Annotated in this window: 32 protein-coding genes and 1 tRNA gene; 14 read left to right on the plus strand and 19 right to left on the minus strand. The window is 71.3% G+C overall.

Going from position 1 to position 26916, the window contains the following annotated elements:
- Positions 1–71: 71 nt before the first annotated feature.
- Both L6E12_RS14295 and L6E12_RS14300 read right to left on the minus strand, forming a co-directional pair.
- A complete protein-coding gene (locus L6E12_RS14295) occupies positions 72–857 on the minus strand; it encodes an inositol monophosphatase (RefSeq protein ID WP_236228393.1) in 786 nt (261 codons plus the stop codon).
- Complete coding sequence (locus L6E12_RS14300; RefSeq protein WP_236228394.1) at positions 848–1729, minus strand: DUF5919 domain-containing protein; 882 nt, start codon at positions 1727–1729, stop codon at positions 848–850. The genes L6E12_RS14295 and L6E12_RS14300 overlap by 10 nt, the downstream gene beginning before the upstream one ends.
- 178 nt (positions 1730–1907) lie before the next feature.
- Between L6E12_RS14300 and L6E12_RS14305 the strand changes: the two genes are divergently transcribed.
- The 8 genes from L6E12_RS14305 (at position 1908) to xerC (ending at position 8509) form a co-directional block, all read left to right on the plus strand.
- The gene (locus L6E12_RS14305; RefSeq protein ID WP_236228395.1) at positions 1908–2366 is read left to right on the plus strand and encodes a hypothetical protein; all 459 of its coding nucleotides are present in this window, start codon (positions 1908–1910) and stop codon (positions 2364–2366) included.
- Positions 2363–2734, plus strand: a complete 372-nt coding sequence (locus tag L6E12_RS14310; RefSeq protein WP_236228396.1) for a hypothetical protein — start codon at positions 2363–2365, stop codon at positions 2732–2734. Before L6E12_RS14305 ends, L6E12_RS14310 begins: the two co-directional genes overlap by 4 nt.
- A gap of 44 nt (positions 2735–2778) precedes the next feature.
- Positions 2779–3015, plus strand: a complete 237-nt coding sequence (locus L6E12_RS14315) for an AMED_5909 family protein (RefSeq protein WP_236228397.1) — start codon at positions 2779–2781, stop codon at positions 3013–3015.
- Positions 3016–3139: 124 nt separating this feature from the next.
- Complete coding sequence (locus tag L6E12_RS14320; RefSeq protein WP_236228398.1) at positions 3140–3799, plus strand: Scr1 family TA system antitoxin-like transcriptional regulator; 660 nt, start codon at positions 3140–3142, stop codon at positions 3797–3799.
- A 240-nt stretch (positions 3800–4039) separates the two neighbouring features.
- Positions 4040–5509, plus strand: coding sequence for an FtsK/SpoIIIE domain-containing protein (locus tag L6E12_RS14325; protein ID WP_236228399.1), 1470 nt, complete (start codon positions 4040–4042; stop codon positions 5507–5509).
- Positions 5506–7131: a replication initiator gene (locus L6E12_RS14330; RefSeq protein WP_236228400.1), complete on the plus strand. Its 1626-nt coding sequence runs from the start codon at positions 5506–5508 to the stop codon at positions 7129–7131. The genes L6E12_RS14325 and L6E12_RS14330 overlap by 4 nt, the downstream gene beginning before the upstream one ends.
- Before the next feature lie 14 nt (positions 7132–7145).
- Positions 7146–7343, plus strand: coding sequence for an AlpA family transcriptional regulator (locus tag L6E12_RS14335; protein WP_236228401.1), 198 nt, complete (start codon positions 7146–7148; stop codon positions 7341–7343).
- Positions 7343–8509 (plus strand): tyrosine recombinase XerC, encoded by a 1167-nt coding sequence (gene xerC / locus L6E12_RS14340; RefSeq protein WP_236228402.1) that lies wholly within the window; start codon positions 7343–7345, stop codon positions 8507–8509. The genes L6E12_RS14335 and xerC overlap by 1 nt, the downstream gene beginning before the upstream one ends.
- Positions 8510–8576: 67 nt before the next feature.
- Here xerC and L6E12_RS14345 read toward each other — a convergent pair.
- Positions 8577–8652 (minus strand) — tRNA-Asn (locus L6E12_RS14345).
- A gap of 154 nt (positions 8653–8806) precedes the next feature.
- Between L6E12_RS14345 and L6E12_RS14350 the strand changes: the two genes are divergently transcribed.
- Positions 8807–8992, plus strand: coding sequence for a hypothetical protein (locus L6E12_RS14350; protein WP_035288789.1), 186 nt, complete (start codon positions 8807–8809; stop codon positions 8990–8992).
- Between the two features lie 33 nt (positions 8993–9025).
- On the opposite strand, the gene L6E12_RS14355 is transcribed toward L6E12_RS14350, so the two are convergent.
- From L6E12_RS14355 to dnaG, 3 genes are read right to left on the minus strand one after another with little or no spacing between them, the layout of a single operon-like run.
- Positions 9026–9790: a trans-aconitate 2-methyltransferase gene (locus tag L6E12_RS14355; protein ID WP_236228403.1), complete on the minus strand. Its 765-nt coding sequence runs from the start codon at positions 9788–9790 to the stop codon at positions 9026–9028.
- A gap of 36 nt (positions 9791–9826) precedes the next feature.
- Positions 9827–10363, minus strand: a complete 537-nt coding sequence (locus tag L6E12_RS14360; protein ID WP_236228565.1) for a hypothetical protein — start codon at positions 10361–10363, stop codon at positions 9827–9829.
- The gene (gene dnaG, locus L6E12_RS14365; protein ID WP_236228404.1) at positions 10363–12261 is read right to left on the minus strand and encodes a DNA primase; all 1899 of its coding nucleotides are present in this window, start codon (positions 12259–12261) and stop codon (positions 10363–10365) included. The genes L6E12_RS14360 and dnaG overlap by 1 nt, the downstream gene beginning before the upstream one ends.
- 115 nt (positions 12262–12376) lie before the next feature.
- On the opposite strand from dnaG, the gene sigJ reads away from it, so the two are divergent.
- Positions 12377–13339: an RNA polymerase sigma factor SigJ gene (gene sigJ / locus L6E12_RS14370; RefSeq protein WP_236228405.1), complete on the plus strand. Its 963-nt coding sequence runs from the start codon at positions 12377–12379 to the stop codon at positions 13337–13339.
- Here the strand turns inward: sigJ and L6E12_RS14375 are convergent.
- From L6E12_RS14375 to L6E12_RS14390, 4 genes are all read right to left on the minus strand, one after another.
- Positions 13302–13868, minus strand: coding sequence for a carboxymuconolactone decarboxylase family protein (locus L6E12_RS14375; protein ID WP_236228406.1), 567 nt, complete (start codon positions 13866–13868; stop codon positions 13302–13304). The two genes, sigJ and L6E12_RS14375, sit on opposite strands and share 38 nt — an antisense overlap.
- A 91-nt stretch (positions 13869–13959) precedes the next feature.
- Positions 13960–15027, minus strand: a complete 1068-nt coding sequence (locus L6E12_RS14380) for a serpin family protein (protein WP_236228407.1) — start codon at positions 15025–15027, stop codon at positions 13960–13962.
- An 18-nt stretch (positions 15028–15045) separates the two neighbouring features.
- Complete coding sequence (locus L6E12_RS14385; RefSeq protein WP_236228408.1) at positions 15046–16320, minus strand: deoxyguanosinetriphosphate triphosphohydrolase; 1275 nt, start codon at positions 16318–16320, stop codon at positions 15046–15048.
- Positions 16321–16345: 25 nt separating this feature from the next.
- The gene (locus L6E12_RS14390) at positions 16346–16930 is read right to left on the minus strand and encodes a YdcF family protein (RefSeq protein WP_052021918.1); all 585 of its coding nucleotides are present in this window, start codon (positions 16928–16930) and stop codon (positions 16346–16348) included.
- 242 nt (positions 16931–17172) lie between these two features.
- Between L6E12_RS14390 and L6E12_RS14395 the strand changes: the two genes are divergently transcribed.
- Positions 17173–18111, plus strand: a complete 939-nt coding sequence (locus L6E12_RS14395; protein WP_236228409.1) for a hypothetical protein — start codon at positions 17173–17175, stop codon at positions 18109–18111.
- A 108-nt stretch (positions 18112–18219) separates the two neighbouring features.
- On the opposite strand, the gene L6E12_RS14400 is transcribed toward L6E12_RS14395, so the two are convergent.
- Positions 18220–19605, minus strand: a complete 1386-nt coding sequence (locus L6E12_RS14400; protein WP_236228410.1) for a glycine--tRNA ligase — start codon at positions 19603–19605, stop codon at positions 18220–18222.
- Between the two features lie 88 nt (positions 19606–19693).
- Positions 19694–19906 carry a hypothetical protein gene (locus L6E12_RS14405; RefSeq protein ID WP_236228411.1) on the minus strand — a complete coding sequence of 71 codons (213 nt, stop codon included), beginning with the start codon at positions 19904–19906 and terminating at the stop codon, positions 19694–19696.
- Positions 19907–20043: 137 nt separating this feature from the next.
- Here L6E12_RS14405 and L6E12_RS14410 point away from each other — a divergent pair, with 137 nt between their 5' ends.
- The 3 genes from L6E12_RS14410 (at position 20044) to L6E12_RS14420 (ending at position 21342) form a co-directional block, all read left to right on the plus strand.
- Positions 20044–20418: an antibiotic biosynthesis monooxygenase gene (locus L6E12_RS14410; protein ID WP_236228412.1), complete on the plus strand. Its 375-nt coding sequence runs from the start codon at positions 20044–20046 to the stop codon at positions 20416–20418.
- A 121-nt stretch (positions 20419–20539) separates the two neighbouring features.
- On the plus strand, positions 20540–20935 hold the full coding sequence (locus L6E12_RS14415; RefSeq protein WP_035288808.1) for a metalloregulator ArsR/SmtB family transcription factor: 396 nt from the start codon (positions 20540–20542) through the stop codon (positions 20933–20935).
- Complete coding sequence (locus tag L6E12_RS14420) at positions 20932–21342, plus strand: Fur family transcriptional regulator (protein ID WP_035288810.1); 411 nt, start codon at positions 20932–20934, stop codon at positions 21340–21342. The genes L6E12_RS14415 and L6E12_RS14420 overlap by 4 nt, the downstream gene beginning before the upstream one ends.
- Positions 21343–21576: 234 nt before the next feature.
- On the opposite strand, the gene L6E12_RS14425 is transcribed toward L6E12_RS14420, so the two are convergent.
- From L6E12_RS14425 to L6E12_RS14455, 7 genes are all read right to left on the minus strand, one after another.
- Positions 21577–22350, minus strand: coding sequence for a TIGR03943 family protein (locus tag L6E12_RS14425; RefSeq protein WP_236228413.1), 774 nt, complete (start codon positions 22348–22350; stop codon positions 21577–21579).
- The gene (locus L6E12_RS14430) at positions 22347–23357 is read right to left on the minus strand and encodes a permease (RefSeq protein ID WP_374201880.1); all 1011 of its coding nucleotides are present in this window, start codon (positions 23355–23357) and stop codon (positions 22347–22349) included. Before L6E12_RS14430 ends, L6E12_RS14425 begins: the two co-directional genes overlap by 4 nt.
- A gap of 348 nt (positions 23358–23705) precedes the next feature.
- On the minus strand, positions 23706–24125 hold the full coding sequence (locus tag L6E12_RS14435; protein WP_236228414.1) for a hypothetical protein: 420 nt from the start codon (positions 24123–24125) through the stop codon (positions 23706–23708).
- Complete coding sequence (locus L6E12_RS14440) at positions 24122–24967, minus strand: isoprenyl transferase (RefSeq protein ID WP_236228415.1); 846 nt, start codon at positions 24965–24967, stop codon at positions 24122–24124. Before L6E12_RS14440 ends, L6E12_RS14435 begins: the two co-directional genes overlap by 4 nt.
- A gap of 106 nt (positions 24968–25073) precedes the next feature.
- Positions 25074–25811, minus strand: coding sequence for a DNA repair protein RecO (gene recO, locus L6E12_RS14445; RefSeq protein WP_035288816.1), 738 nt, complete (start codon positions 25809–25811; stop codon positions 25074–25076).
- An 82-nt stretch (positions 25812–25893) separates the two neighbouring features.
- The gene (locus tag L6E12_RS14450; protein ID WP_236228416.1) at positions 25894–26370 is read right to left on the minus strand and encodes a CD225/dispanin family protein; all 477 of its coding nucleotides are present in this window, start codon (positions 26368–26370) and stop codon (positions 25894–25896) included.
- A 104-nt stretch (positions 26371–26474) separates the two neighbouring features.
- The gene (locus L6E12_RS14455) at positions 26475–26915 is read right to left on the minus strand and encodes a DUF2752 domain-containing protein (protein ID WP_236228417.1); all 441 of its coding nucleotides are present in this window, start codon (positions 26913–26915) and stop codon (positions 26475–26477) included.
- Position 26916 lies beyond the last annotated feature (1 nt).

Consider the following 26916-nt stretch of genomic DNA (forward strand, 5'->3'; position numbering starts at 1 on the left):
CCCGGGATTTGTGACGCTTCATTGGGTATCCCTAATGGCAGTTTAATCTCTTTCTATTTAACCATGTTGACTTATCGAATCAGTTGCACTAACTTCCGAGCAAGAGATGGGTTGGCGACCAGCAAGGAGGGCGAGTGCAGGTTGTGCGGCTCTCCTAGGTGATCTAAGACTATTGCACCTGCTTCGGCTGCGATTAGCACACCTGCGGCCGTGTCCCAGGGTTTATTAACAAGCATGATCACTGCATCAGTGATTCCTTCACTCACCCAAGCGAGGTCCACAGCGGCTGAACCGAACATACGAACACGTTCGACGCTCTTGCTAAGCTGTTCGGTTAGGCGCAGGCGGTTGGCGTTCTTCTCGTCTGAACCTGGCCCAGTTGCGTAGTCGCCGATTGACACAATGGCCTGACGCGGGTCAACTGTGGCGCTTACCATCAGGCGGCCGGTGCCACACCAACTACCTTCACCCACTATTGCCGTGTATCGGCGGTTCGCAAGTTTGGGTGTTGCGATGACTCCGATAACAGGGGCGCCGTTAATTATTAGGGCCAGGGATATCCCCGACAGTGGCATACCATGCGTAAAATTGGCTGTGCCATCAATCGGGTCCAACACCCACACTGCACCATCCGCAGGACCAATCTGGCCATCCTCCTCGCCGAGAAATCCAGCGTTGGGCAACTGGCTGTGGAGGTAGTCTCGGACTTCGCGTTCGATGGTTAGATCGACATTGGTGACGGTGTCGCGGTCGGATTTGCTAATGACCTGGTCTGGGGTAAGCGTAGTGAAGAGGTGGACCGCGAGGTCTACAGCCTTGTTAGCGATTTGGGCAGCTTCGTAGAGGTCTAGGCGCACTGGTGGTCCTTGGCGCGGTCCCACATGTTGTCGAAGACCTCGGCGAAGGTGTCGAAGAGGCCGCCGGGGGTGGGCTGCCGCTTGAGTACGAGTGTGGGGGACTCCAAGCCGCGGGAGTCTGGAAGGTAGGGCTGCACGACACAAGTGTGGTCGTCGGTCACGATGATGTTGAAGCGGACCGGCTCGTCGTAGGTGCGGATGCGGAGGTTGGGGCGGGCCTCGGGGGTGAGGCGGTCCCACAGTCGGGTCACGGCTTGCAGGTTGATCCGGGTCAGGGCGACCAGGTGGCCGGGTGGGTCTCCCTCCTCCTGCTCGCGGCGGGTGATGTTCTCGCCGTCCGGGTCGAGGAAGAGGGCATCGACGGTGGTTCCGGCCTCTAGGAGCGCCAGGAGGGACCTGTCCGGGTAGTTCTGGCAGAGGATGTTAAGGGACAAACCAGCGATCTTGATTTGGCGGGCGTCGTCAAAGAGAGTGCGCGCTGGTAGGTGGTGGAGGAAGTCCGACCGGTTGTTGTAGGCGGCGACGATGTCCGCGACTCCGGCCGTCGTTGGTGGCGCGGGGGTGGGGTGGGGAGCTGGCTGGTCGTCTCGGGGGCTGGGGACGAAGGGCATGTCTCCTACGTACGGCGCGAAGAGGCGGTCGGCGGTCCAGTTGGGGAACATGGCTTCGAGAACGCGGCAGTGGTCCGCGTAGGGCAGACCTAGCAGGCCGCCGGACAACCACTTGTAGAACTGGGCCTTTCCCGGGTGCTTGCCGACCAAGTGCGGGTCGATGCGTTTCGCCGCGCGGTCGTACTCGCGGCAGAAGGCTCGGTGGCCTTGTAGGTGGCGCTGCCTGAGCAGCACCTTCAGCGCTGTCTCGATCTCGGTCACGATCATCCCCCGTTTCGGCCAGGCAGACGACTGTAGCACCGGGAGCAGACACAGAACGGACTTTACGAGACCAAGGCGGGCGAAGGCGGACCTCGGTGGTCTCGGGAACGGACCTGTTCGGGCCGAATTTGGTATCAGCGGCCGAGACTGCGGTCGCCTGGTGCAGGGAGATTCGATCATGGCGATTGCCAAGGGGCACAGGTTCCCCGTGGAGTTCGGGGTGGCGTTCCCGCAGGGTCTGGTGCTTATGGGGGAGGTTGCGCCGGACACCGAGTACCAGTCGCGGGAGGACCGCTCAGCGGGGCGGCCGGTGCGGCAGAAGGTGGACGAGCTGACCGGGAAGCGGCAGTGGAAGGCGACGGTGACCGACCCGTCGGAGGTCAACGCCAAGCGGGCGTCGTTCGACTTGGTGTTGTTGGCTGATGTTCAGCCGGTGCCGACCACGGCGGAGGTGTTGCCGGGGTTGCGGCCGGTGGAGTTGGACGGGCTGACCGCTGAGCCCCGGGTGGCGGGCAATGGGGAGTTCAAGTACCAGGCGTATGTGTTCCGGGCGACGGGCTTCCACGCGACGGGATCGGGCTCCGGTGCGGGTGCGCGGTCGTCTCGGGTGTCGGGCGAGTCGGAGAAGGCGGCGTGATCGTGGTGACTTCCGAGCCGAACGGGACCGAGTTCGTCTCGTCGCTGCCCGATTCCAATGCCGTAGGGGGCATTCCTGTAGAGGTGCTGTCGCGGTGGGAGTCGGCGTACCGCCGGTACGGGCATGCCTCCGGGACGGTCTCGGCGGCTTCCCCGGGGGACCCGGAAGCGGCCCGGATGATGGCTGAGACCTCGGCGGAGGTGGCGGCGGCGTGGCAGGAGATCGCCGCGTATTGCACGGGGTCGTGGTGGTCGTTGGCGGCGGTGGAGGCCGCGGGGCAGGCGTTCACCGCGCAGGCGTCGGACTGGACGGCTCGGGTCTCACAGATCCGGGCGTCACGCTCGCGGCGGGTTCGGGGGTCACGGTGACACGGCGATCGAAGCCCACCCAGTCACCACAGTCCATTCGGACGTTGCAGGAGGCCCACGCCTACCTGGGGCCTCGACGGCCGGTGGAGTCGGCTCCTGCTGCGGAGCGGGTGGCGTTCTTCCGGGAGTCGGCGCGCATCTACGCGGCGGTGGCCGAGATCGACCGGTTCCACCACCACGAGGCCCTGTACTGGGCCACCCGGGAACGGGGACACGCCCAGGCCGCACAGGCGCAGTTGGACCGGGGTCAGGGGGTGACCCCGGATGCTCATCATGCGTGAAAGCGAGAACACCGCAGCGCCCCTGTCGTTCGTACCGGTGGCCCGGTTGGCGTTGGCATCGGTGGTGCGCGATGAGGCGGCCCGGTTCGGGTACACGTGTCGGTCGTTGGCGGAGTTGACCGGGATGTCCTCGGCCACGGTCAACCGGTGCATGATGGGCAAACGCGACATCTCCGAATACGAACTGGGCGCGTTCGGGGCCGCGTTCGGATGGGGCGGGGAGACCCGGGAGCGGGTGCGCCGATTGTGGGTCACCAGCGTCACCGGGGCCGGGGAAATCCACCACCGCGACGAGGTGCTGGACAGTCTGCACAAGTTGACCCGGGAATCGGTGATCGTGGCACCGTGGGTGCTGCCGGCGAGGCTGCGCACCTCCGGCTACCACTGTCTGCTCACCGGGCAACCCACCAGGCCGGAGCACCAACGGCCTTGGAGCACAGAGCAGCACACCGTGGTGTATCTGACCCGGCAGGCGGTCACCATGCCTTCGGCACTTCCCGCGCATCAACGGGCGGAGCAGTTCGCCTACCTCGTCGGCCTCGCCGGACGTGAGCAGGTCCACCTGCGGTTCCTGCCCGGTCAGGTCACCGGCGTACACGGACTGGAACCGTTCGAGCTGGTACGGCTGCGCAACACCACCCGCTACGTCCGCCTCGACCACCACGGGATGACCACCCTGCTCGACAACCCAGGTGACGTACGCGCCTACCGCAAGGTTCTCGACCACCTCGACTCGGTGGCCGCGCCGTCGCATCAGTGGCGGACCTGGCTGCGGGAGCACTGACCTCCGCACGTCCACATTAGACAGTTAGAACCGCGCCCTGATGGTGCGGTGATGACCCATGCCTTTTTGTTGGGAAACAAAGTAAAGGGCACAGAAGCGGTATGGTTTGGCGGCCTCCGCTTCTGTGCCTGTCCACTCGCAGGAGCAGACAATGGCAACCTTAGAAGATCACCACCAGACCCGGTCAACCCCCGGAACCCGTCCGCACCCTGAAACGGCTCATCTTTTCAGGGGTGGGCGATGACCCGGCGTGACAAGTGGGCCGATCCCGCCCCGTTGGAGATCAACCGGCCTCGGCTGCCGTGGTGGACTCTGCTGCCCGATGGAGTCAAGCTCGTCCTTGCCCCGGTCGCCCTGGTGATCGTCGCCGTGTGGGTGACGGCCAAGGCGGTGCGGCTGGCCTGGTACTACCCGACCACGGTTGTCCTCGGCCTGGTCGGGGTGGGGACGTACTGGGTCAACGGGTGGGTGCTCGGCGGCCTGGTCCTCGTCGTAGGTGTGGGGTCGGCGGTGTGGTGGCGACAGGACCCGGAGGGGTTCCACACCCGTGTCCGGTGGGCGCGGACTGAGGTTCGGCGGGCGTTGGTGTACGCGGTGCAGTGGCGGACGGTCATGCGGTTGACCTCGTTGGATGGGAAGGCTCGGGGGCGGGAGTACCTGCCAAGGCTGCGGCGGACCCGGTCGGACTGGTGGCGCGACACCGTGCACGTTCGGATGGTCAAGGGTCAGGCTCCGGAGCACTGGGAGGCGCGGGCCTCCGGGTTGGCGCACGCCTTCGGCGCCCGGTCCTGCCATGTCCGGGTCACGCGGCCCGGGTCGCTGGCGCTGAACCTGGTGCACGCTGACCCGCTGGCCCGGGTGTTGCCGGTGCCCGCGTTGACGGAGGAATCCGCGGTGGATCTGCGACGGGTGAGCATCGGCCGTACCGAGACCGGCAAGCCCTGGCGGCTGCGACTCCTCGGCGGGCAACACTTGGTCGTCGGGGTCCAGGGGGCGGGCAAGGGCTCAATCCTGTGGGCGGTGCTGTGGGCTCTCGCACCGCTGATCCGGTCCGGGGCCGTGCGCCTGGTGGGCATCGACCCCAAGGGCGGGATGGAGCTGGGGCAGGCACCAGAGCTGTTCGCCCGGCTCGCCTACGACAACGGTCCTGCGGCGGTGGAGCTGCTGGAACAGGTTGCCGCCGACGTGCGGGAGCGGGCGGGCCGGTACCGGGGTGTGCAGCGTTGGTGGTCCCGGGACACCGGGGAGCCGTTCACGCTGCTGGTGGTCGATGAGCTGGCGGACCTGATCGCGTATCAGCCGGATCGCAAGCTGCGGGAGCGGGCACAAGCGGCGTTGCAGACCATCACCTCACAGGGGCGGGCACCGGGGTTCGGGGTGCTGGCGTTGGTGCAGGACCCGCGCAAGGAGATCGTGCCCTTCCGCAACCTGTTCACCACCCGCACCGCGCTGCGCCTGGATGAGGCCGCCCAGGTCGACATGGTGCTTGGCGACGGTGTCCGGGCGCGGGGGGCGAACGCTCACGAAATCAGTGAACACACACCCGGGGTCGCCTGGGTAAAGGAAGACGGCCGTCGGGAGCCGGTGCGGGCTCGGGCGTTCTACCCGACAGACACGAACCTCGTGGAGCTGCGCCACTACGTCACGGGCACCTCGGCGACGGTCGTGCCGTTCCCGGACAAGGTCGAGTGGGACGGTGAGGCGGCGTGAGCATCCCTGAGCAGGACGACACCGTGGTTCGGCTGCGTGGGCCGTTGTCGGCGGATGTGATCACGGCGGCGGCGGAGCAGCATGGGGTGTGTGTTCGGCCGTTCACGATGGAGGTCACGGACTCGGACACGGGTTCGGTGCGGCATGTCGGCGTGCCGTGTGGTTCCACTGTGGAGTCGGTGTGTGCGCCGTGTGCCAAGAAGGCCAAGGCGTTGCGGATGGTTCAGTGCCGCGAGGGTTGGCACATGGCCACCGAACCTGTCGACCGGCGTGGTGAGGCCACAGCGGATCAGCGGGCCTTGGTGGAGTACCGGGCTGATCTGGTTGCCGCGTATCGGGAATCCGTGGAGAACGGGGAGGCCGGGGAGGCGGACGAGCTGCGGGAGGAGATCCGCACCGTTGACGGGGAGTTGCACGCGTCGGGGATGCGTGGGCGGATGCCGAACCCGGATGGTGCGGGCAGGCGGGCTCCGAAGCGGTCGACGAAGCGGCGTCAGGACGTTCCGGATCTGCCTCGGCTCAAGGTCGCCAAGCGCACGGTGGGGCGGGAGTACGCGGGGGCTTACCGGCCGTCGATGTTCGTCACGCTGACTTGCGATTCCTATGGGCGGGTCCGCGGTGACGGCTCTCCGGTGAACCCGGCCGCGTATGACTACCGGCGGGCTGCTCGGGACGCAGTGCACTTCGCTTCGCTGGTGGACAGGTGGTGGCAGAACCTTCGGCGCGCGGTGGGGTGGGATGTGCAGTACTTCGCGACGGTGGAGCCGCAGAAGCGGACGGCTCCGCACCTGCACGCGGCGATTCGGGGTTCGGTGTCGCATGAGGTGTTGCGGCAGGTGACGGCGGCGACGTACTTGCAGGTGTGGTGGCCTTCGCACGACGAACAGGTCTATGGCAGGTACCGGTTGCCGGTGTGGGACCCGGAGGAGAGGGAATTTGTCGACCCGGACACCCGTGCTCCGTTGACCGCGTGGGCCGATGCGGTGGACCAGGTGGAAGACCCCGCGCACGTGGCCACGTTCGGGGCACAAGTTCACTCGAAAGGCATCCTCGGCGGGACGGAGGAGTCCGGGCGGCACATCGGTTACCTGACGAAGTACCTCACGAAGTCCACCGGTGAGGTCGTGGAGGCGACCACCGACGCCCAACGGGCGCACCACGAGCGGCTGCACGCGGAGTTGCAGATCACGCCGTGTTCGCCCCGGTGTGCGGTGTGGCTGCTCTACGGGGTGCAACCGCTGGGGGTGACGTCCAAGACGGTCCCGGGGCACTGCAAGGGGCGGGCTCATCGCCGGTCGACGTTGGGGCTGCCTGGGCGGCGGGTGCTGGTGTCGCGGAAGTGGTCGGGGAAGACGCTCGCCGATCACAAGGCGGATCGGGTCGGGTTCGTGCGGCGGATGTTGGCGGCGGTGGGCATCGCCAAGCCGGAGCGGGACACGTCGCGGTTGGTGTGGCGCAAGCTCGCGCCCGGGGACACGAGTGCTCCGCCTCGGGCGCATCTGCTGATGCACGCCATTTCGGAGCGGATCACGTGGCGGGCGGAGTACGAGACGGCGCTACTCGCCGCGCAGCCGCCACCAGGGGAATCGAATCTTTCAGCAACTCGGCCGATGGCCGCCTGACCTGGGGGAACAGCATGAGGGAATCCATGGGCAACCTGCTCACGATCGAGGAACTGTCGGCGTACCTGCGGGTGCCGGTGACGACGTTGTACCGGTGGCGGACGCGCGGGTACGGGCCGGTGGGGCGTCGGATGGGCAAGCACGTGCGATATCGGGAAGAGGATGTGCGGGCCTGGGTGGACGGGTTGGACGACGTGGCGGAGGCGGCCTGATGCCTCGGCCACCGTTGGAAGTCGGCACCTACGGCTCTGTGCGGTACTACAAGCTCGCGGGGCGGCGGGTGCGGGCGGAAACCGACTACTGCGATTACGACGGCCGCGTTCGGCGAGTGCGGCGTACCGGGGTCTCGAAGGCGGATGCCGATCAGCGGCTCAAGCGCGCGTTGCGGGATCGGGGGCGGGTGGACCAGTCGGAGGAGATCACGCCGGACACGAAGGTGGCCGTGGTGGCGGAGGCGTGGTTCACCTCGATCGAGGAGGCGGTGAGCGAGGGGCGGAAGTCGCCGAACACGTCTCGGTTGTACCGGGATCGACTCGACAAGCAGGTGATTCCCGCACTGGGTGAGTTGCGGGTGCGGCAGGTGACGGTGTCGCGGGTCGACCGGTTGATCAGGGTGACGGCGAAGAACCACGGCAAGTCGACGGCGAAGGCGGTGCGGACGGTGGTGAGCGGGGTGCTCGGCCTGGCCGTGCGACACGACGCGCTGTCGATGAACGTCGCCAAGGGGGTGATCCGGATCGAGGGCTTGGCGCAGGGGGTGGCCGTGGCGCTCACCCTGGAGCAGGCGGTGCTGCTGCGCGCCAGGATCGCGGCTCACCCCAAGTCGGCGGGGTGGGATCTGCCCGACTTCACGGATGTGATGCTCGCCACTGGCTTGCGGATCGGTGAGGCGGCGGCGATCACCTGGGGTGCGGTGGACCTGGACGGGAAGACGGTGGAGGTGCGCGGGACGGTCATCCGGGAGCGGGGCAAGGGGTTGTGGATCAAGCCGAAGCCCAAGAGCAAGAGCGGGTGGCGGAAGTTGGAGCTGCCCTCGTGGGCGGTGGCGATGCTGCGGGCTCGGCGGCCGGAGAACCCGGGGGCGGACGATCCGGTGTTCACCGCTCCGCTCGGTGGGCTGCGCGACCCGTCGAACACGAACGCGGACCTTCGGGTGGTCTTCGATGACGCGGGCTTCGAGTGGGTGACCAGCCACGTCTACCGCAAGACGGTGGCGACGCTGATGGACGACTCCGGGCTTCCGGCGCGGGTGATCGCCGACCAGCTCGGCCACGCGAAGGTGTCCATGACCCAGGACGTGTACCTGGGTCGGAAGGCACAACGAACGGGGGCGGCGGCCGTGTTGGAGGCGCTGAGCGGCGAGAACGAGTCGACGTGAAAACCGTGCATAAACCGTGCACGGGTCCCGGACAGCAAAGAACCCCAGGCCATGTGACCTGGGGTTTTGGCTCCTCCAACTGGACTCGAACCAGTAACCCTTCGATTAACAGTCGAATGCTCTGCCAATTGAGCTATGGAGGAAGGGCGTTCCGCCGGGCTTCAACCCGACGAGCAGTAACTCTAGCGCATCCCCGCGACCGGTTTTACCGGGGGGTGCCCACCCCGGCCCGGAGCGGCAGACCGGCAGGTAGGGGAGGATGTCCGACAAGTCGACACATTCAGGAGGCAGCACGTGATGGGGTTCCTGGTAGGAGCAGGCGTCGGGTACGTGCTCGGCGCCAAGGCCGGGCGGGGGCGGTACGACCAGATCGTGCGCACGTACCGCAAGGTCGCCGACCACCCCGCGGTGCAGGGTGCGGCGGGGATCGCGCGGGCCAAGGTCGGGGAGATGCTCGGGACCAAGGCGGACTCCAAGGGCTGACGGTCGGTCGCCGGGACGCCCCGGGGTGCGGCCTCAGGGCGTCCTGGCGACGAAGAAGACCCGGCGGAACGGGAACCAGGTGGTGCCGTCGGGCCGCTGCGGGTAGGCCGCGGCGAGGCGCGGGGCCAGGGCCGCGCGGAAGGCGGTCCAGTCGGGGTCGGGCAGGGCGGCGCGGATGGGGCGCAGGGCTGTGCCGGTGATCCACTCCAGGACCGCGTCCCGGCCGGTCAGCCGTTGCACGTAGGTGGTTTCCCAGGCGTCGACGGTGCAGCCCGCGGTGCTCATCAGGTCGGCGTAGCCCTCGGGGTCGAGGACGGCGTCCTCTTCGCGCAGGTGAACCGGTTCTAGGCGGTCGCGCCACTCGGGTTCGGCGACCAGTTCGCGGACCAGGGCGTGGGACGGGGCACCGAAGTTGCCCGGGACCTGCACCGCGATCCACGCGCCCTGGGGCAGTTCGGCCGCCCAGCGGCGCAGCAGGTCCTGGTGCCCGGGGACCCACTGGAGCACGGCGTTGGTCACCACGACGTCGGTGTCGGCGGCGGGTTCCCAGTCCTGGACGGCGCGTTCCTCGGCTTCGACGCCGCGTTCGCGGGCCGCGGCGACCATCTCCGCGGAGGAGTCGATCGCGGTCAGGCGGGCGTCGGGCCAGCGCCGGGCCAGGGTCGTGGTGAGGTTGCCGGGTCCGCATCCCAGGTCGGCCACGGCTCGTGGGCTGTCGGCGCCGATGCGGGCGACCAGTTCGTGGAACGGCCTGCCCCGGTGGTCGCCGAAGGTCAGGTACTCGGCCGGATCCCACATGGCGCCCCCTGGTAACAGTACGTCCGTACGGTTACCTTACTGCGGGTGCTCCTCATCCGGAAGCCCGCCGGACATCTTGGCCGCGACCTCGGCGGCGATCTCGCGCACCAGCTCCGCGTCGGTGCCCGGGTCGGGGCGGACCTGCAGGACCGTTCCGTCCCGGCCGGGCAGCTTGCGCTGGACGAACCACGCCCCGCCACCGGGCAGTTCGCGGTGGTGCCGCGAGCGGATCGAACCGGTGACCCTGCGGTGCACGGCCTGCGGCAGCTTCCCGGGCGCTTCCACGACGTAGCGGCGGGGCCGCAGGTCGGCCAGGAGAACCGCGGCACCCGCTTCGCCGACCTCCTCCGCTTCGACGACCTCCAGCGCGCCGCCGCCCCAGGTGGCCTTGGAGACCAGGTGCCAGCCGATGCGGCGCGGACCTTCCGGCTCCGGCACCCACAGCCCGAGCGAGGTGGCCAGCAGGTGCCCACCGCCGCGCACGGTCGCCGCCGCACCGACGGTCTCGTCGCGCTCCAGCTCGCCGGTGAATCCCTTCGGCACGCCGCTGAGCAGCCGTTGCAGGAAGCCGATCACGCCGCACCGCCCGCGGCCTGGTTGCCGAGCGCCTTGTACCACTCCTCCATCGCCACCAGGTCCCCCCACAGCGCGCGCGCCTCGTCCGGGTGCTCCATCGGCGAGACCCGCTGCAACCGCGACTTGATGTCGGCGATCTGCTTGGCCACCAACTCCCGCTGCAACGCGGCGAGGATGGCGGAGGCGTAGCGCTCGGCGGCGGCGTTCTTGTTCGGCAGCGGCATCGGCTCGACGCTCAGCTCGCTGACCAGCTTGCGCACCACGTCGCCCTGGCACTGCTTGGAGACGGCCTCCAGCAGCTCACCGCCGCCGAGGCCGGAGGCGGTGCCGCCCGCGTCGATCACGGCCTGGTGCAGGGCGGCGTAGGCCGGGTCGGTGAAGACCTCGACCGGGAGCGAGTCGTACATCGGGCCCGCCAGGGCGGGCTCCTGCAGCGCCAGCTTGAGCACCTCGCGCTGGGCGTGCAGGCGCGGGTTGCGCGGATCCGGCCGGGCCGGGCCGGTGGTCTCGACGGCGAGCGCGCCCTGGTTCTGGTCCACCTGGGTGCGGGACCGCCGGGCGGGGCCGCCCGCGCTCTCCCGGACCCGGCGGACCACCGCGGCGGTGTCGTCCCAGCCGACCCACCCGGCGAGCTGGCGGGCGTACTCGTCGCGCAGCGAGTGGTCCTTGATCCGGGCCACCATGGGCACGGTGCGGCGCAGCGCGTCGACGCGCCCCTCGGCGGTGTCGAGGTCGATCCTGGCCAGCTCGGAGCGGATGGCGAAGCTCAGCAGCGGGGTGCGTCGGGCGACCAGGTCCTTGACCGCCACGTCCCCCTTGGCCTGGCGCAGCTCGCAGGGGTCCATGCCGTCGGGGGCGATGGCGATGAAGGTCTGGGCGGCGAACTCCTGCTCGTCGTCGAAGGCCTTGCGGGCGGCCTTCTGCCCGGCCTCGTCCCCGTCGAAGGTGAAGATCACCTCGCCGCGGAAGGCGTCGTCGTCCATCAGCAGCCTGCGCAGCACCCGGATGTGGTCGGCGCCGAACGCGGTGCCGCAGGAGGCCACCGCCGTGGGCACGCCCGCCTGGTGCATGGCCATCACGTCGGTGTAGCCCTCGACGACGACGACCTGGTGGCGCTTGGCGATCTCCCGCTTGGCCAGGTCGAGCCCGAACAGCACGTTGGACTTCTTGTAGATCGGGCTCTCGCTGGTGTTGAGGTACTTGGCCTGGATCTGGTCGTCGTCGAAGAGCCTGCGCGCGCCGAAGCCGACCACGTCGCCGCCGATGTCCTTGATCGGCCACAGCAGCCGCCGGTGGAACCGGTCGATCGGCCCCTGCCGACCCTCCTTGACCAGGCCGCCCTTGATCAGCTCGGCCACCTCGAAGCCGCGGCCGAGCAGGTGCTTGGTCAGCCGGTCCCAGCCCGCCGGGGCGAACCCGCAGCCGTACACCGCCGCGGCCGCCTCGTCGAAGCCGCGCTCGGCCAGGAACTCCCGCGCGGTCACCGCCTCCGGGGTGCGCAGTTGCTCGGCGTAGAACTCCGCGGCCGCCTTGTGCGCGTCGACCAGCCGCGACCGGGTGCCCCGGTCGCGCTGCACGCTGGCGCCGCCGCCCTCGTAGGTCAACTGCAACCCGACCCGCTCGGCCAGGCGCTCCACCGACTCGACGAACGACAGGTGGTCGATCTTCATCACGAACGCGATGACGTCGCCGCCCTCGCCGCAGCCGAAGCAGTGGAACGTCCCGTGCGTCGACCGCACGTTGAACGACGGGGTCTTCTCGTCGTGGAACGGGCACAGCCCCTTGAGCGCGCCGCCGCCCGCCCGCCGCAACTGGACGTACTCGCCGACGATCTCGTCGATCCGGCTGCGCTCGCGAACGAGTGCTATGTCGCTTTCCCGGATGCGTCCTGCCACGGTCGTCAAGTCTATGCGCGTGCGCCGACTCCCGGCTTTCAGGTCACCGCCCCCCGCCCTCCCGGTGGTCACCTCGGCTGCCACGGGCGCCCGCGGCGGCGCCTACCATGGTCGCGTGCCAGCCGACGCCGACCTCGCCGCGCGGTTCGCCGAGCACCGCACGCACCTGGTGGGCGTGGCCTACCGCCTGACCGGCACCCTGGCCGACGCCGAGGACGCGGTGCAGGACGCCTGGCTGCGCCTGTCCGGTGTGGACGAACAGACCCTGGTGGGCATCCGCGACCTGCGGGCCTGGCTGACCACCGCCGTGGGCAGGCTGTGCCTGGACCGGCTGCGGTCGGCCACCGCCCGCCGCGAGCGCTACGTCGGCCCGTGGTTGCCCGAGCCGATCGTCACCCCGCTGCCCGGCGCCCCCGGCCCGGCCGCCGCCGAGGACCCGCTGGACGTGGTCGTCCGCGACGACGGCGTGCGGCTGGCCGCCCTGGTCGTGCTCGACCGGCTCACCCCGGAGCAGCGGGTCGCGCTGGTGCTGCACGACGCGTTCGGCGTCCCGTTCGGCGAGATCGCCGCCACCCTGGGCTGCTCACCCGCGGCGGCCCGCCAGCACGCCACCCGGGCCCGCAGGGCCGCGGCCGCGGCGGACCCGCCACCGCGGGTGCCGCTGCCGCAGCAGCGCGGGCTCGTCGAGGACTTCCTCGCCGCCCTGGCCTCCGGCGACCTGGCCAGGGTTGTGGCCCTGCTGCACCCCGACGCCGTGCTCACCGGGGACGGCGGCGGCAAGGCCCGCACGGCGCGGCAGCGGGTGGTCGGCGCCGACCGGATCGGCCGGTTCCTGCTGGGGCTGCTCGCGATGTACGGCCCCGCCGCCCTGGCGGGCGGGCGCCTGGTGCTGGTGAACGGCGACCTGGGCATGGTGCTGCCCGCGACCACCGGCGGTGACGGGCACCGGCCGCTCGGTGCCCGGGTCACCACCTTCGCGGTCCGGGACGGCCGGATCGCGGAGGTCTACGACGTGGTCAACCCGGACAAGCTGGTCGGGGTCACCGGGTCGGCACCCGGCACGCCTCCCCCGAGCTGAAGCCCTGGTCGACGATGCCGAGCGTGCCGTTCATCCTGGCGCGCATGTTCTCCAGCGCGATCTGGTAGGTCAGTTCGAGCACTCCCTTCTCGCCGAACCGCTCCCGGAGTTCGGCGAACTGCGCGTCGGTGACGCCGACCGGGGTGTCGGTCATGGCGTCGGCGTAGGCGATGGCCAGCCGCTCGTCGTCGGTGTAGGCGGACGAGGTGGCGTGGTCATCGATGTGGGCGAGCCGCTCGACGTCCAGCCCGTCGAGGCGCTGGAGCATGGCGCCGAAGTCGACGCACCACGAGCAGCCCAGCCGCTGGGCGACCCGGTACACCGCCAGCTCGCGGACGGCGGCGGGCAGCACCGTGGACGCCCGTTGGGCGGCGAGCTCGTGGACGACGTTCGCGCCCATGAGCCCGCGGTGGTGGGCCAGCACGGTCAGCGGCTCGGGCACGGCCCCGAACCGCTTGGCCGCGAACCGGTAGAGCACCCGCAGCACCGGACCACCCGACTTGCCGTCCACACCGTCGATACGGGCCATCTCGGACTCCTCCGTCGCAGGGCCCCGTGCGGGGCCGTGTACTCGGGAGACGAGGTACCGGGTCGATGTGTGACAGCCGGTCGGAACGGGATCAGGACGGGTCCGTCACCCTCGCCACGAAGTAGAGCACACCGGTACGACGATTCCGGACCAGGAACAGGAACGGCCGGTCCACCGCGACCTGCAGCGGCTCGCCGATGGACAGGCTGACCGCGCGCATCATGACCGCCGTGGCCGCCGCGCCCTCGAAGCCCTGCTCGTCGACCTTGAGCACCGCCTCGTGGACGACCTCGTCCACGGCCAGCCGGTCCGGGCTGATCCCGCTGAGGTCCGCCTCGTCGGTGAAGACCGCCTGGACGCCCAGCCCGGACAGCGCGGACCGCAGCTTCGCCTCCGACCGCACCACCAGCCTGGGCAGCAGCAGCGTGATCATGGCCCGCCCCCCGGCCTCCACCAGTGCCGCCAGCGACTCACCGGTCAGCGCGGCCTCGGCCTCGGCGAGGTCGCCGTCCGGCAGCAGGACGAGCGCCTCCACCTGCCCGGCGCCCGGGAGCCGCACGACCTGCCACCCGTCGACCGCGGCGTACCCCACCGTCTCGGTCAGCACCATGGTGGGCACGTCGACCGGTCCGGACGGGGTGCGGAACGGCCTCGGCCCGGTCCCGCCCTCGGCGAACCTGTTGCGCCACGCCACTTTCAGGTACAGCGCGTTCACCAGTGCGGAGACCGTCGTGGCGCGGACGTCGCCCGGTTTCAGCAGCTCGTCGATCAACTGCCGGGTCGTCTCGGCGACATCGGCGTTGATCGTGCGGCGGGCGCCCTCGGCGTCGTCGCGGAACGACACCGCGCGCACCCCGCCGGACATCCGGGAGGCGAACTCCTCCTCGACCCGGATCGCGGGGTCGACCCACAGCGTGTTGGCCACGGAGAGGGTCATCCGGTCCTCGTCGGTGCCCGGTTCGGTCGTCCCCGCCAACGCCCCGTGCAGCTCGTCGAGGTCGCCGAGCAGCGCGGTCAGCTCGGCGCGGGTGTCCCCGCGGGCCCCTTCCGCGAGCAGGCCGAGCGCGCTGGCCACCGAGAACGGCGACCAGCACACCTGCTCCGCGGGGTCGGGCGCGACGGCGCGGAGCAGGGCCAGGGTGAAGTCCAGGTGCGACACGCGTCCGAGTGTGCCGGCTCAGCGGCCGGGGGCTCGGCGGTTGTCCACAAGCGCGGCGTGCCAGACCAGCGCCTGCGAGTCCGTCAGCGACGCGACCTGGTCGATGACCACCCGCAACCGCGCCGCGTCGTCCGCCGCCTCCGACCAGGCCGGGAGGAACGCGGGCTCCAGCACCTCCGCGGCCCGCCGCACCAGCACCGCGACCAGCCTGCCGAGCAGTTCGCGCTGCCCGGCCTGCAGGGCCAGCCGGTCGGGGTCGCTCATCACGTAGCGCACCGCCATCGCCTTGAGCAGCGCGACCTCGGCGGCGACCCGCCCGGGGACGACCAGGTCGGCGGCGTAGCGGGTCAGCGGCCCGTCGCCGTGCGCGCGTCGGGTGCCCGCGACGACCGCCGTGGCGAACCGACCGACGAGTTCGCTGGTCAGCCGCTTGAGCGCGACCTGGGCGGCCAGCGAACCGTCGTACTCCCGCGCGACGAGGTCGGCGACCGGGGACAGCCCCAGCAGCTGCGCCGCGGCCTCCTCCAGGCAGGAGACCGGCTCGGTGGAGAAGTGCTTGGCGGCCAGCCCGGCGATCACCGCGCGCTCCGCCGGGTCGGCCAGCGAGGCCAGCGAGATCCGCCCGGCGCGCACCCCGTCCTCGACGTCGTGCACCGAGTAGGCCACGTCGTCGGCCCAGTCCATGACCTGCGCCTCCAGGCAGCGGCGGTCGTCGGGGGCGCCGTCGCGCAGCCACCGGAACACCGGCAGGTCGTCGTCGTAGACGCCGAACTTGACCACCCCGGCGCGGCGCGGCCACGGGTACTTCGCGGCCGCGTCGAGCGAGGCCCGGGTGAGGTTGAGGCCGTGGCCGAGCACCTTCGGCTCCAACCGGGTCAGGATGCGCAGGGTCTGCGCGTTGCCCTCGAACCCGCCGCAGGGCTGGGCGGCGAGGTCGAGCGCCCGTTCGCCGTTGTGGCCGAAGGGCGGGTGGCCGATGTCGTGGGCGAGGCCCGCGGTGTCGACGACGTCCGGGTCGCAGCCCAGTTCCTCGGCGATGCCGCGCCCGATCTGGGCGACCTCCAGCGAGTGGGTCAGCCTGGTCCGCGGGATGCCGTGCGCCTCGGAGCCCTCGTTGGGCCCCACGACCTGGGTCTTGCCCGCGAGCCTGCGCAGCGCCGCCGAGTGCAGGACCCGCGCGCGGTCCCGGCTGAACGGCGTGCGCACGGGGGCCCGCGCACCGGGCAGGCCCGCGCCCTTGTCCGGCTCGGCGACCAGCCGTTCGCGGTCGTGTGCGCTGTAGCCGTCGGTCACCCGGAGAGGGTACGTCCCGGGGGCGTCAGCCGACTTCCTGGTCGAGGGCGATGCGGTCGGCGGAGGCGTGGGTGCCGCGGTAGTACAGCAGGGCGGCGGTCTCGCGGAGGATGTAGCGGGCCTGGGTCTCGCGCGTCTGCACGATCGGCCCGGAGTGCGTGGGCGAGGTCCAGGCGTCCAGCCCGGCGTCCTCGGCCATGGTGCGGGCGCGCAGCGAGTGCCAGGGGTCGCTGACGATCACGGCGGACTCCCAGCCGCGGTTCATCACCTCGCCCGCCACGGCGTGCAGGGTGCCCAGGGTGTCGTTGCCCTCGCTGACCTGGATGACCCGGTCGTCGGGCACGCCGTGGTCGACCAGCCAGCGCTTGCCCGCCTCGGCCTCGCTGTAGCGGTCGCCCTCCCGCCTGCCGCCGCCGGTGACGATGTGCTCGGCGACGCCCTCCTCGAACAGCGCCTTGGCCTGCCGCAGCCGGGCTTCGAGGACCTTCGACGGCCTGCCCGCGTACTGGGCCGCGCCGAGCACGACCACCACGTCGGCGCGGTCGCGGTCGTCGATGCGGGCGACCTGCCAGACCCGGAACGCGGTGCCGCCGACGACGAGGAAGCCCATCAGCACGAAACCGACGAGCAGCCTGCGCAGGAACCGGCGCACCGGGTGGGGGTGGGGGGGCACTCCGACATCCTTCCAGGACCGGGGACGAGCCGTGGTGCGGCGAACACGCTACGCGCAGGGTATGACGTTCGTGGCGGCCGGGGGTTGCCCGACCCCCGAGTTGTCCACATCCCCCGAATCCATCCACAGGTTCGCGGTCCACCTTCCCGCCCGCCCCCCGAGCCGGTTTCCTCGAAGCCATGACAGCGAACCGAGCAGTCCTCGACCTCGACCACCTGCCCGCCCTGTTCCCGCACGGCGTGGCCCGTTCGTCCGAACTGGTCGCCCTGGGCCTCTCCGGTCCCCGGATCGCCGCCCGTTGCGCGCCCCGGGGGCCGTGGCAGCGCCTCGACGAGGGTGTCGTCCTGCTCAGCGACGCGCCGCCCGCGCGCACCCAGCGGTTGCAGGCGGCGCTGCGGGTGGCCGGTCCGCACGCCGTCGTCACGGGCCGGGAGGCCCTGTGGCTGCACGGGATGGCGGTGCCGCCGCTGGGTGCGATCCACCTGCTCGTGCCGTCGTCGGCGCGCGGGCGGTCGGACGGGTCGGTGGCGGTCGAGCGCACCGACCGGATGCCGGACGCGTTGTGGCGGCGGGGTTTCCCCACCGCCCCGGCCGCCAGGGCGCTCGTCGACGCGTGCAGGCGGACGCCGTCGGCGGAGGAGGTGCGCGCCCTGGCGCTCGGCGGTCCGGTGCCGCTCGCGGCGATCCACCGGGAACTGGCGACCACCTCCGCGACCGGTGTCGGCCTGCTCCGCCGCGTCCTGTCCGAAGTGGACCGCGGGGTCCGGTCGGCGGGCACGCGGATCGCGGCGTCGCTGGTGGACCGCGCGGGGCTGCCGCCGCCGCGGTGGTCGGTGCGGCTGAGCACACCGAACGACGTCCACCTCGGCATCGTCGACGCGTGGTGGGACGAGGTGGGGCTGGCCTGGGACGCCGACCTGCACCGGCCGTGGGCGCCGAGCAGCCACCGGGCCACCCTCACCCGGGCGGCCAGGCTGACCGCGGCCGGGGTGATCCCGGTGCACACCGCGCCCGCCCGCATCCGGGACGACACCGCGGCGGTGGTCGCCGAACTGCGGGGCGCGTACCGGCTCGCGGCGGGGCTGCCGCGCCCGGAGGTGGTGGCGCACAAGGGGTGAACCGGACCACCGGCGGCGCGCGGGACCGACGCGGATGGCGCCCACCTGCCGCCGGTGGGGATCAGTGCCGATCGGAACAGGCGGCGGTGGCCGGGAGACGGGGGTGGATCAACAGCCGATGAGGTGGGCGGCGAGGTAGGACTCGAGGCGGTCGAGGGAAACCCGCTCCTGCGACATGGTGTCCCGCTCGCGGACGGTGGCGGCGTGGTCGTTGAGGGAGTCGAAGTCGACCGTCACGCAGAACGGCGTGCCGATCTCGTCCTGCCTGCGGTAGCGGCGGCCGATGGCGCCCGCGTCGTCGAAGTCGGTGTTCCAGTGCTTGCGCAGCGCGGCGGCCACGTCCCGGGCCTTGGGCGAGAGGTCCGCGTTGCGCGAGAGCGGGAGCACGGCGGCCTTCACCGGGGCCAGCCTGCGGTCGAGGCGCAGCACGATCCGCTGGTCGACACCGCCCTTGGCGTTGGGCGCCACGTCCTCGGTGTAGGCGTCGAGCAGGAACGCCATCATCGGGCGGCCGACACCGGCGGCGGGCTCGATCACGAACGGCCGGTAGCGGGAGTTGGTGGCCTGGTCGAAGTAGGACAGGTCGACGCCGGAGTTGTTGGAGTGCGTGGTCAGGTCGAAGTCGCTGCGGTTGGCCACGCCCTCCAGCTCGCCCCACTCCTGCCCGTCGAACCGGAAGCGGTACTCGATGTCCACCGTCCGCTTGGAGTAGTGCGAGAGCTTCTCCTGCGGGTGCTCGTAGATGCGGAGGTTGTCCCTGGCGATGCCCAGTTCGGTGTACCAGCGCAGGCGCTCGTCGATCCAGTACTGGTGCCACTCCTCGTCGGTGCCGGGTTCGACGAAGAACTCCATCTCCATCTGCTCGAACTCGCGGGTGCGGAAGATGAAGTTGCCCGGGGAGATCTCGTTGCGGAACGACTTGCCGATCTGGCCGATGCCGAACGGCGGCTTGCGGCGGGAGGTGGTCAACACGTTCAGGAAGTTCACGAAGATGCCCTGGGCGGTCTCCGGGCGCAGGTAGTGCATGCCCTCCTCGGTCTCCACCGGCCCGAGGTGCGTCTTGAGCATCATATTGAACTCGCGCGGCTCGGTGTACGCGCCGCGGGTGCCGCAGTTGGGGCAGGGCACGTCGGAGACGTCGTTCTCGGCCACGTCCTTGCCGGTGCGGGCGGCGTACTGCTCGGCGAGCTGGTCCGCGCGGAAGCGCTTGTGGCAGGAGGTGCACTCGACCAAGGGGTCGTGGAAGGCGTTCACGTGGCCGGAGGCCGTCCAGACCTGCTTGGGCAGGATGACCGAGGAGTCCAGGCCGACGACGTCGTCGCGGCCCTGCACCACGGACTTCCACCAGGCGCGCTTGATGTTGTCCTTGAGCTCGACGCCGAGGGGACCGTAGTCCCAGGCGGACCGGGTGCCGCCGTAGATCTCACCGCTCGGGTAGACGAAGCCCCTGCGCTTGCAGAGGTTGACGACGGAGTCGAGCCGTTCGGCGGGCACTGACCCTCCATGCGGGGAGATCAAGGTCGGCGAAGGTGCCCAGGGTAGTCCGCGACGGCGGTGGGCCGTACGGCGCCCGCCCGGTCGGTCACAGCACCGAGAAGGCGATCCCCACGAGCAGCGCCAGCACCAGGGCGCGGCCCGCCCGCTGCCCGGCCGAGAGCACCCGCCAGGTGCCCGCGAGCAGGGCGGCGACCCCCGCGGCCAGCAGGAACAGCAGCCCGGCGCCGACCTCGCCGCGCACCAGGACCCCGGTCGCGAACACGGCGACCACGACCAGGAAGGCCAGCGATGGTGACACCCCCGACAGGGGGCCGCGGCCCCCCAGCAGTGGTGCTCGCACGGGGCGCTGCGGTGGCACGGTGCCTCCCGGTCGGTGACGGCTGCGTGGGCTACCGTTCTGCATCCTCGCACCGAACACCACCGGAAGGCGCGCGCGTGCTGCTGATCGCCCGGTTCACCGTGACCGACCCCGAGCCGTTCACCGCCCGGGCCGAGCGGGCGCTGGGGCTGCTGCTGGCGCAGCCCGGGTGCGTGCGCGGGCTGCTCGTGCGTTCCACCGAGGACGCGGGCTCGTGGGTGTTGACCGTGGAGTTCGAGTCGGTGGCGGCCTACCGGCGGTCGCTGTCGCCGTTCGACGTGCGCACCGAGGTGATCCCGTTCCTGGCCGAGGCCGACACGACCGAACCCGCCGCCTTCGAGGTGGTGGTGGAGGCCGCGCCGGGGTCGGTCCGCAGGCACACCAGCCTGCTGGCCGCCGACGCGGGCACGGTGCGGTTGGGCGAGGCGGCGGGGCCCACCACGGCGCGGTGACACCACCCGGTCGACGTGGCCGACCCCGCTGTGAGCAGGCGCAATCCCGGCTCCGGCGGAAACGGCCTAGGATGTTGACAACGGTAACCATCACCCCGGGCCAGGCCAGCAGGAGAGGACGATGTCGATCGTGACCTCGGACGCCGCGTCGCGGGAACTGCCCGTCGCTCCCGAGCGGCACGACCACTCGCCCGACCGGCCCGCGCCGCAGCAGTTGCCGCGCAGGCCGGTGAGCACGCTGAGCGCGGCGGGCGACCTGCTGCGGGCGCTGGCCGCGCCGGTGCGGATCGCCATCGTGCTGGAGCTGCGCGCCGCCGACCTGTGCGTGCACGAGCTGGTCGAGGCGCTGGGGGTGGCGCAGCCGCTGATCAGCCAGCACCTGCGGGTGCTCAAGTCGGCCGGGGTCGTGCACGGGGAGCGGCACGGCCGCGAGGTGGTCTACCGGCTGGTCGACGAGCACCTGTCGCACATCGTGGTGGACGCGGTGGCCCACGTGGAGGAAGGCGAACGCCGGTGACGACGGACCGATCCTCGGCAACGGTGCCGGGCAGGCGTTCGACCCGCCAGCGCACCGCCGTGGCCCAGCTGCTCGACCAGCTCGACGACTTCCGCTCCGCCCAGGAACTGCACGAGGAACTGCGCAAGCGCGGCGAGGGAATCGGCCTCACCACGGTCTACCGCACCCTCCAGTCCCTGGCCGACGCGGGCGAGATCGACGTGCTGCGCACCGACAGCGGCGAGGCGATCTACCGGCGCTGCTCCAGCCATCACCACCACCACCTGGTGTGCCGCTCCTGCGGGCACACCGTGGAGGTCGAGGGCCCCGCCGTCGAGCGCTGGGCCGACCGCATCGCGGCGGAGAACGGCTTCTCCCAGGTGAGCCACACCGTGGAGATCTTCGGCACCTGCGAACGCTGCGCCTGAGCACCACCGCCCAGCCGCCGCTGAGACCACACCACCAAACCGAGGGCAGAACACTGCCTGCGGGCACCACAGCCAGACCGTGTCTCAGAGCCGGGCCTGTCGTCGGCGCCCGGCTGGGTGGAGCCGGACCGGCGGTGTGGTGGTGGTCGGGCCGCTGTGCGGACACGGGTGCTTGGCCTGGGCATCGGCTGCACGAGCGCCACGCGCGGGCAGTGCCGCGCAGGCGGTGGGTGGTTACTGCTCGTACGGGTTTTCCGGCTGCGGCACGGGCGTGACACCGAGGAGCGACAGGGTGGGGATGAAGTCGTTCTCCTTGGTCGCGCTGCCGGGGGCGAGCTTGCCGACGGCGTCGACCCAGGTGTCGTTGGGGAGGTTGTCGACCGAGCGGCCGTCGAGGCGGACTCGGACCGGGAAGGCGTCGGCGGCGCAGCAGGCGATGCTCAGGCGGGCCAGGTAGGCGTCGTCGCCGTCGTGGACGATGAAGCCGGTCAGGCGGACGGTGCGGCCCTCCAGGGCGCGGGAGCGGTCGAACGCGGCCCGGGAGGCGAAGTCAGCCATGCCGAGCGGGAGGACGTCGCCCGGGGGCAGGTCCGGGTAGAGGGCCGAGTCGGTGGTGGCCGAGCGGGCCACGGCCGCGCCGCTGTCGGCCCGCTTGACCGAGTCGGCGCCCAGGGCGGGTGGGGCGATCAGGAAGATCGCCAGTACGGGGAGCAGGAGCAGCCACGCGCTCCGCGCCGAGTGCTGGTGCTCCCCCGCGTGGTCGTGTCCCGGTTGACCGCCTCCCGCGTGGTCGTGGGCGGGGAGGGGCTGGTCCCGGGGGGTGCGGGCGGCGGAGACCAGGTCGCGGGTGATGGAGACGGCGGCGAGGAGCAGCATCACGACGCCGCCCGCGATCAGCCAGTACTGGTGCGACGGCTTGACGTAGAGCAGGTAGGTGCCGGTCAGGGCGATCTTGAGCAGGGCGCCGCCCACCAGCACCAGCAGGACGTTCTGCGTCTCGCGCCTCATCCGGCACCTCCCAGGAAGACCACACCGGACACGACCGCGCAGGCGGTGGCCACCACCAGGGTCGCCGGGGCGAAGCGCAGGGCGAACGCGCGGCCGAACGTGCCCGCCTGCAGGGCGAACAGCTTCACGTCGATGGCCGGGCCGACCACCAGGAACACCAGCTTCGGCAGCAGCGGCATCCCCGCGATCGACGCCGCGACGAACGCGTCCGCCTCGCTGCACAGGGCGAGGAGGACGGCCAGGGCGGCCATGACCACGATCCCCAGCACCAGCTGCGACCCCAGCGAGTCGACCCACGACCGGGGGATGACGACGTTGAGCACCGCCGCGGTGAGACCGCCGATGACCAGGAACCCACCCGCGTCGACCAGGTCGGCGCGGGAGGTCTCGAAGAACATCCGCCAGCGGGTGCGGCCGTCGGGCTCCGGGATGCGGCGCAGGGCGCGTTCGACGATCCAGGACGCCTTGCCGAAGCGGGCCCACAACCAGCCCATCACCACCGCGGTCGCCAGCGACCCGGCGAGCCGGGCGAGGACCATCGCCGGGGCGTTGGGGAACGCCACGCTCGTCGCGACCAGCACGATCGGGTTGACCGCGGGCGCGGCGAGCAGGAACGCCAGTGCCACCGAGGTCGGCACCCCTTGCTGCATCAGCCGCCGCGCCACCGGCACCGCCGCGCACTCGCACGTCGGCAGCGCCACCCCGGCGATGCCCGCCACCGGCACCGCCACCGCCTCGCGCTTGGGCAGCAGCCGGTCCAGCAGCGACGCGGGCACGAACGCGGCGATCGCCCCGCTGATCAGCACCCCGAGCACCAGGAACGGCAGCGCCTGCACGCACACCGCCACGAAGATCGTCGCCCCGGTGCGCACCGCGGGCGCGTCCAGCCAGGAGGCGATCCACTCCTGCCCGAGCAGAGCCAGGACCAGCAGCGCGCACAGGACCTCCAGCGAGGTCACCCGCCGCGGCCGGGTGGGACCCGCCGCGGGTGGTGGCTGCGGGTCCAGGGTCGCGGTCCGCCCCGGGGCGCCTCCCGGCTCTCCGGTGGGCGCGGCGGACCCGGGGACCGAGGACCCGGCGCCCGTCGGAGCGGACGCGGTGGGCCCGGCGGAGGCCGCGGTGGACCCGCCGGGGGTCGCCGTGAGCCCGGTGGAAGTCGCCGTGGGCCCGCCGGAGGTCGCCGTGGGCTCGGCGGGGGCCGGGGTGGGCTCGGCGGGGGCCGGGGTGGGCTCGGCGGGGGTCGGGGTCGGGTCGGACGTGGTCATGGGTGCCTCGTGGGGTCCGGTGGGGTGGGGCCGGGGTGCTGTTCGATACCCAGAGGGCGGTACTCGTCGGTAAGGGACGCTTTTCCTCGATCAGGTGGTGGATTCACCCAGGAGGTCGACGCGGAGCTGGCTGGCGGTGGACACGACCAGCATCAGGAGTGTGCCCAGGGCGGTGACCTCCAGGCCGTCGGCCGGGAAGGCATAGCGGAGGGTGACGTCCATGCCGCGGTCGGAGTGCACGACGCCCAGGGTGCCGAAGAGGCCTTGGCCCGCCCGCTCGGCCGCGGAAACGGCCAGGCCCTGGTCCTCGGGGAGGTCCCAGGCGACGACGCAGGTCAGGCTGAGGACCGTGAGGCCCTCCGCGAGCTGCATGGCCTGCACGGCGCAGGGCACCTCCCCGTGGCGGAAGGTGAGGGCGCCGTCGTCGTCGACGTGGACGTCGTGGAAGGTCTCCAGGGACTGGCGGGCCTTGGTGAGCAGCGTCGCCTCGGTGGTGGCCTCGGTGGTCATTGCTGTCCTTCCAGGAGGAGCTTGCGCGCCACTTCCTCGGAGTCCGCGGCGGCGCCGAAGCGGCGGTCGCGGCGGGCGTAGTTCTCCACGGCGGCCCACAGGTGCAGGCGGTCGAAGTCGGGCCAGAGGATGTCCTGGAAGACCAGTTCCGCGTAGGCGGACTGCCAGAGCATGAAGTTCGAGGTGCGCTGTTCGCCGGAGGGGCGGATGAACAGGTCCACGTCGGGCATCTCGGGCTGGTAGAGGTGGCGGGCGATGGTCCGCTCGTCGACCTTCTCCGGGTTGATCTTGCCCGCGGCGGCGAGGCGGGCGATCTCGCGGGCGGCGTCGCCGATCTCGGCGCGGCCGCCGTAGTTGATGCACATCGCCAGGTTGAGCACGTCGTTGCCGCGGGTGCGCTCCTCGGCGACCTCCAGCTCCTTGATGACGCTGCGCCACAGCCGGGGGCGGCGGCCCGCCCAGCGCACCCGCACGCCCATGTCGTCGAGCTCGTCGGTGCGGTCGCGGATGACGTCGCGGGAGAAGCCCATCAGGAAGCGGACCTCCTCGGGGCTGCGGCGCCAGTTCTCGGTGGAGAACGCGTACAGCGACAGCCACCGCACCCCGAGGTCGATGCAGCCGCGGGCCACCTCGACGACCTGCGCCTCGCCGCGCTTGTGGCCCTCGACCCTGGTCAGGCCGCGCTGGTTGGCCCAGCGGCCGTTGCCGTCCATGACGATCGCCACGTGGCGGGGCACGAACTCCAGCGGGATGGCGGGCGGTTGCGCGCCCGAGGCGTGCGGTTCCGGCGGGCGCACCGGGCGCCCCTCCTCGATTCTGCTGACCCGCCGCCGACGCAGCACGACCACTCCTTCACGACACCAGGGGACTCGGCGGTCAACAGTACGAGCCCCGGGAAACCGGGGGGCACGCGGATGTCGGTTGCCACATGCGCACACCGGGTGCGGGTCAGGGCCTGCGCCGCTCCACCAGCGGCAGCGAGCGCAACTGCCGCTCCAGGTGCCACTGCAGCAGCGCGGCGACCAGGCCGCTGGCCTCGCGGCGGGCGGCGTCGGTGGCGCGCTCGGCGACGGCCCAGGTCCCGTCGGCGAGGGCGGCCATCAGGGTCAGCACCTCGTGGGTGGGGCTGGCCGAGCCGGGGGGCTTGCACCTCGGGCACACCGAGCCGCCCGCCTGGATGCTGAACGCCCGGTGCGGGCCGGGGTCGCCGCAGCGGGCGCACTCCGACAGGGCGGGTGACCAGCCCGCGAACGCGAGCGCGCGCAGCAGGAACGCGTCGAGCACCAGCGACGGGTCGCGGGTGCCGTCGGCCAGGGCGCGCAGGGCGCCGCCGACGAGCAGGTACAGCCGCAGGACCGGTTCGCCCTCCTCGGCGGACATCCGGTCGGCGGTTTCCAGCACGGCGCAGGCGGAGGTGTAGCGCTGGTAGTCGCCGACGATGCCCGCGCCGAAGGCGTCGATGGTCTGCACCTGGGTGATCACGTCGAGCGTGCGCCCGGTGTAGAACTGGACGTCGACGTGGGCGAAGGGTTCGACCCGGGCGCCGAGCCGGGAGGTGGTGCGGCGCACGCCCTTGGCCACGGCGCGGACCTTGCCGTGGTTGCGGGTGATGAGCGTGATGATCCGGTCGGCCTCGCCGAGCTTCTGCACGCGCAGCACCACGCCGGTGTCGCGGTACAGGCTCACCCCGGCATTCTCCCACCTCGAACGGGAGAAGCCCGCACGAGTCGTGCGAGCTTCTCCGGAACGGCTTCCCCGCTGGGGGACCTCAGAACGACGACGCGGAGAGGCCGATGATGAGGAAGATGATCGCCACGACGCAGCCGATGCCGCCGAGGATGTTGCCGATGAGGCAGATGGTGCGCGTGGTGTTCGACGCGGACTCGGCCATCTGGTAGTTGCCCTGCATCTTGTACTGGCCGACCTCGTTCGACTTCATGATCGCGAGGATGCCGAAGAGGAGGCCGCCGATGAAGATCGTGGCGATGGCCCAGCCCTTGTAGTCCGGGATGGCGTTGATGTCGCCGGGCATGCCGTAGCCGTAGGGCTGCTGGCCGTAGCCGGGCTGTCCGTAGGGCCCGGGCTGCTGTCCGTAGGGGCCGGGCTGCTGACCGTACGGACCGGGCTGCTGGCCGTACGGCGCGGGCGAGCCGTAGGGCGGCGACGGCTGGCCGTAAGGCGGCTGCTGCCCGTACTGCTGGGGCTGCTGGCCGTAAGGCGGCTGCGGGCCGTAAGGACTGCTCAACGGAGGTTCCCCCTAGGACTTTCGACTGGGTGCCGGTGAGGGTATCTCCTACCGCCGACAGGCGTAGTGGGACCGCGTTGATATGACATTGAGCACCCGGACGGCTACACGGAGAGACCGAGCGCCGGGATGTTGCGGACGACGAACCACCCGCCGATGACCACGCCTGCCAGCAGCGGCGTCCACCGCCAGTGGATCCAGCTCCGCACGTGCCGGGCGCGCACCCGGCTCACCGCCCAGGCCGCGGTGCTCCACGCGAACAGCACCAGGAACACCAGCGACACCGCGTTGTAGTGCAGCGCGTCCCCCAACCTGCCGTGCAGCAGGCTGTAGACCATCCGCACGCCCCCGCAGCCCGGGCAGCACACACCGGTCAACGCCTTGGTCGGGCAGGCGGGCAGCCAACTGCCCGGCGTGGTCGGGTCCGACAGCGCGACCACGACGCAGCCCGCGATCCCGGCGCCGACGAGGGCCAGCGGCGCGGCCAGTGCCCGGCCCAGCGGGCGCGGCGGCACGTACACCGGGCGCCGGAGCGCGAGCGGCACG

The organism is Actinokineospora sp. PR83 (assembly GCF_021056305.1).
In the GTDB taxonomy this organism is placed as follows: Bacteria; Actinomycetota; Actinomycetes; order Mycobacteriales; family Pseudonocardiaceae; genus Actinokineospora; species Actinokineospora spheciospongiae.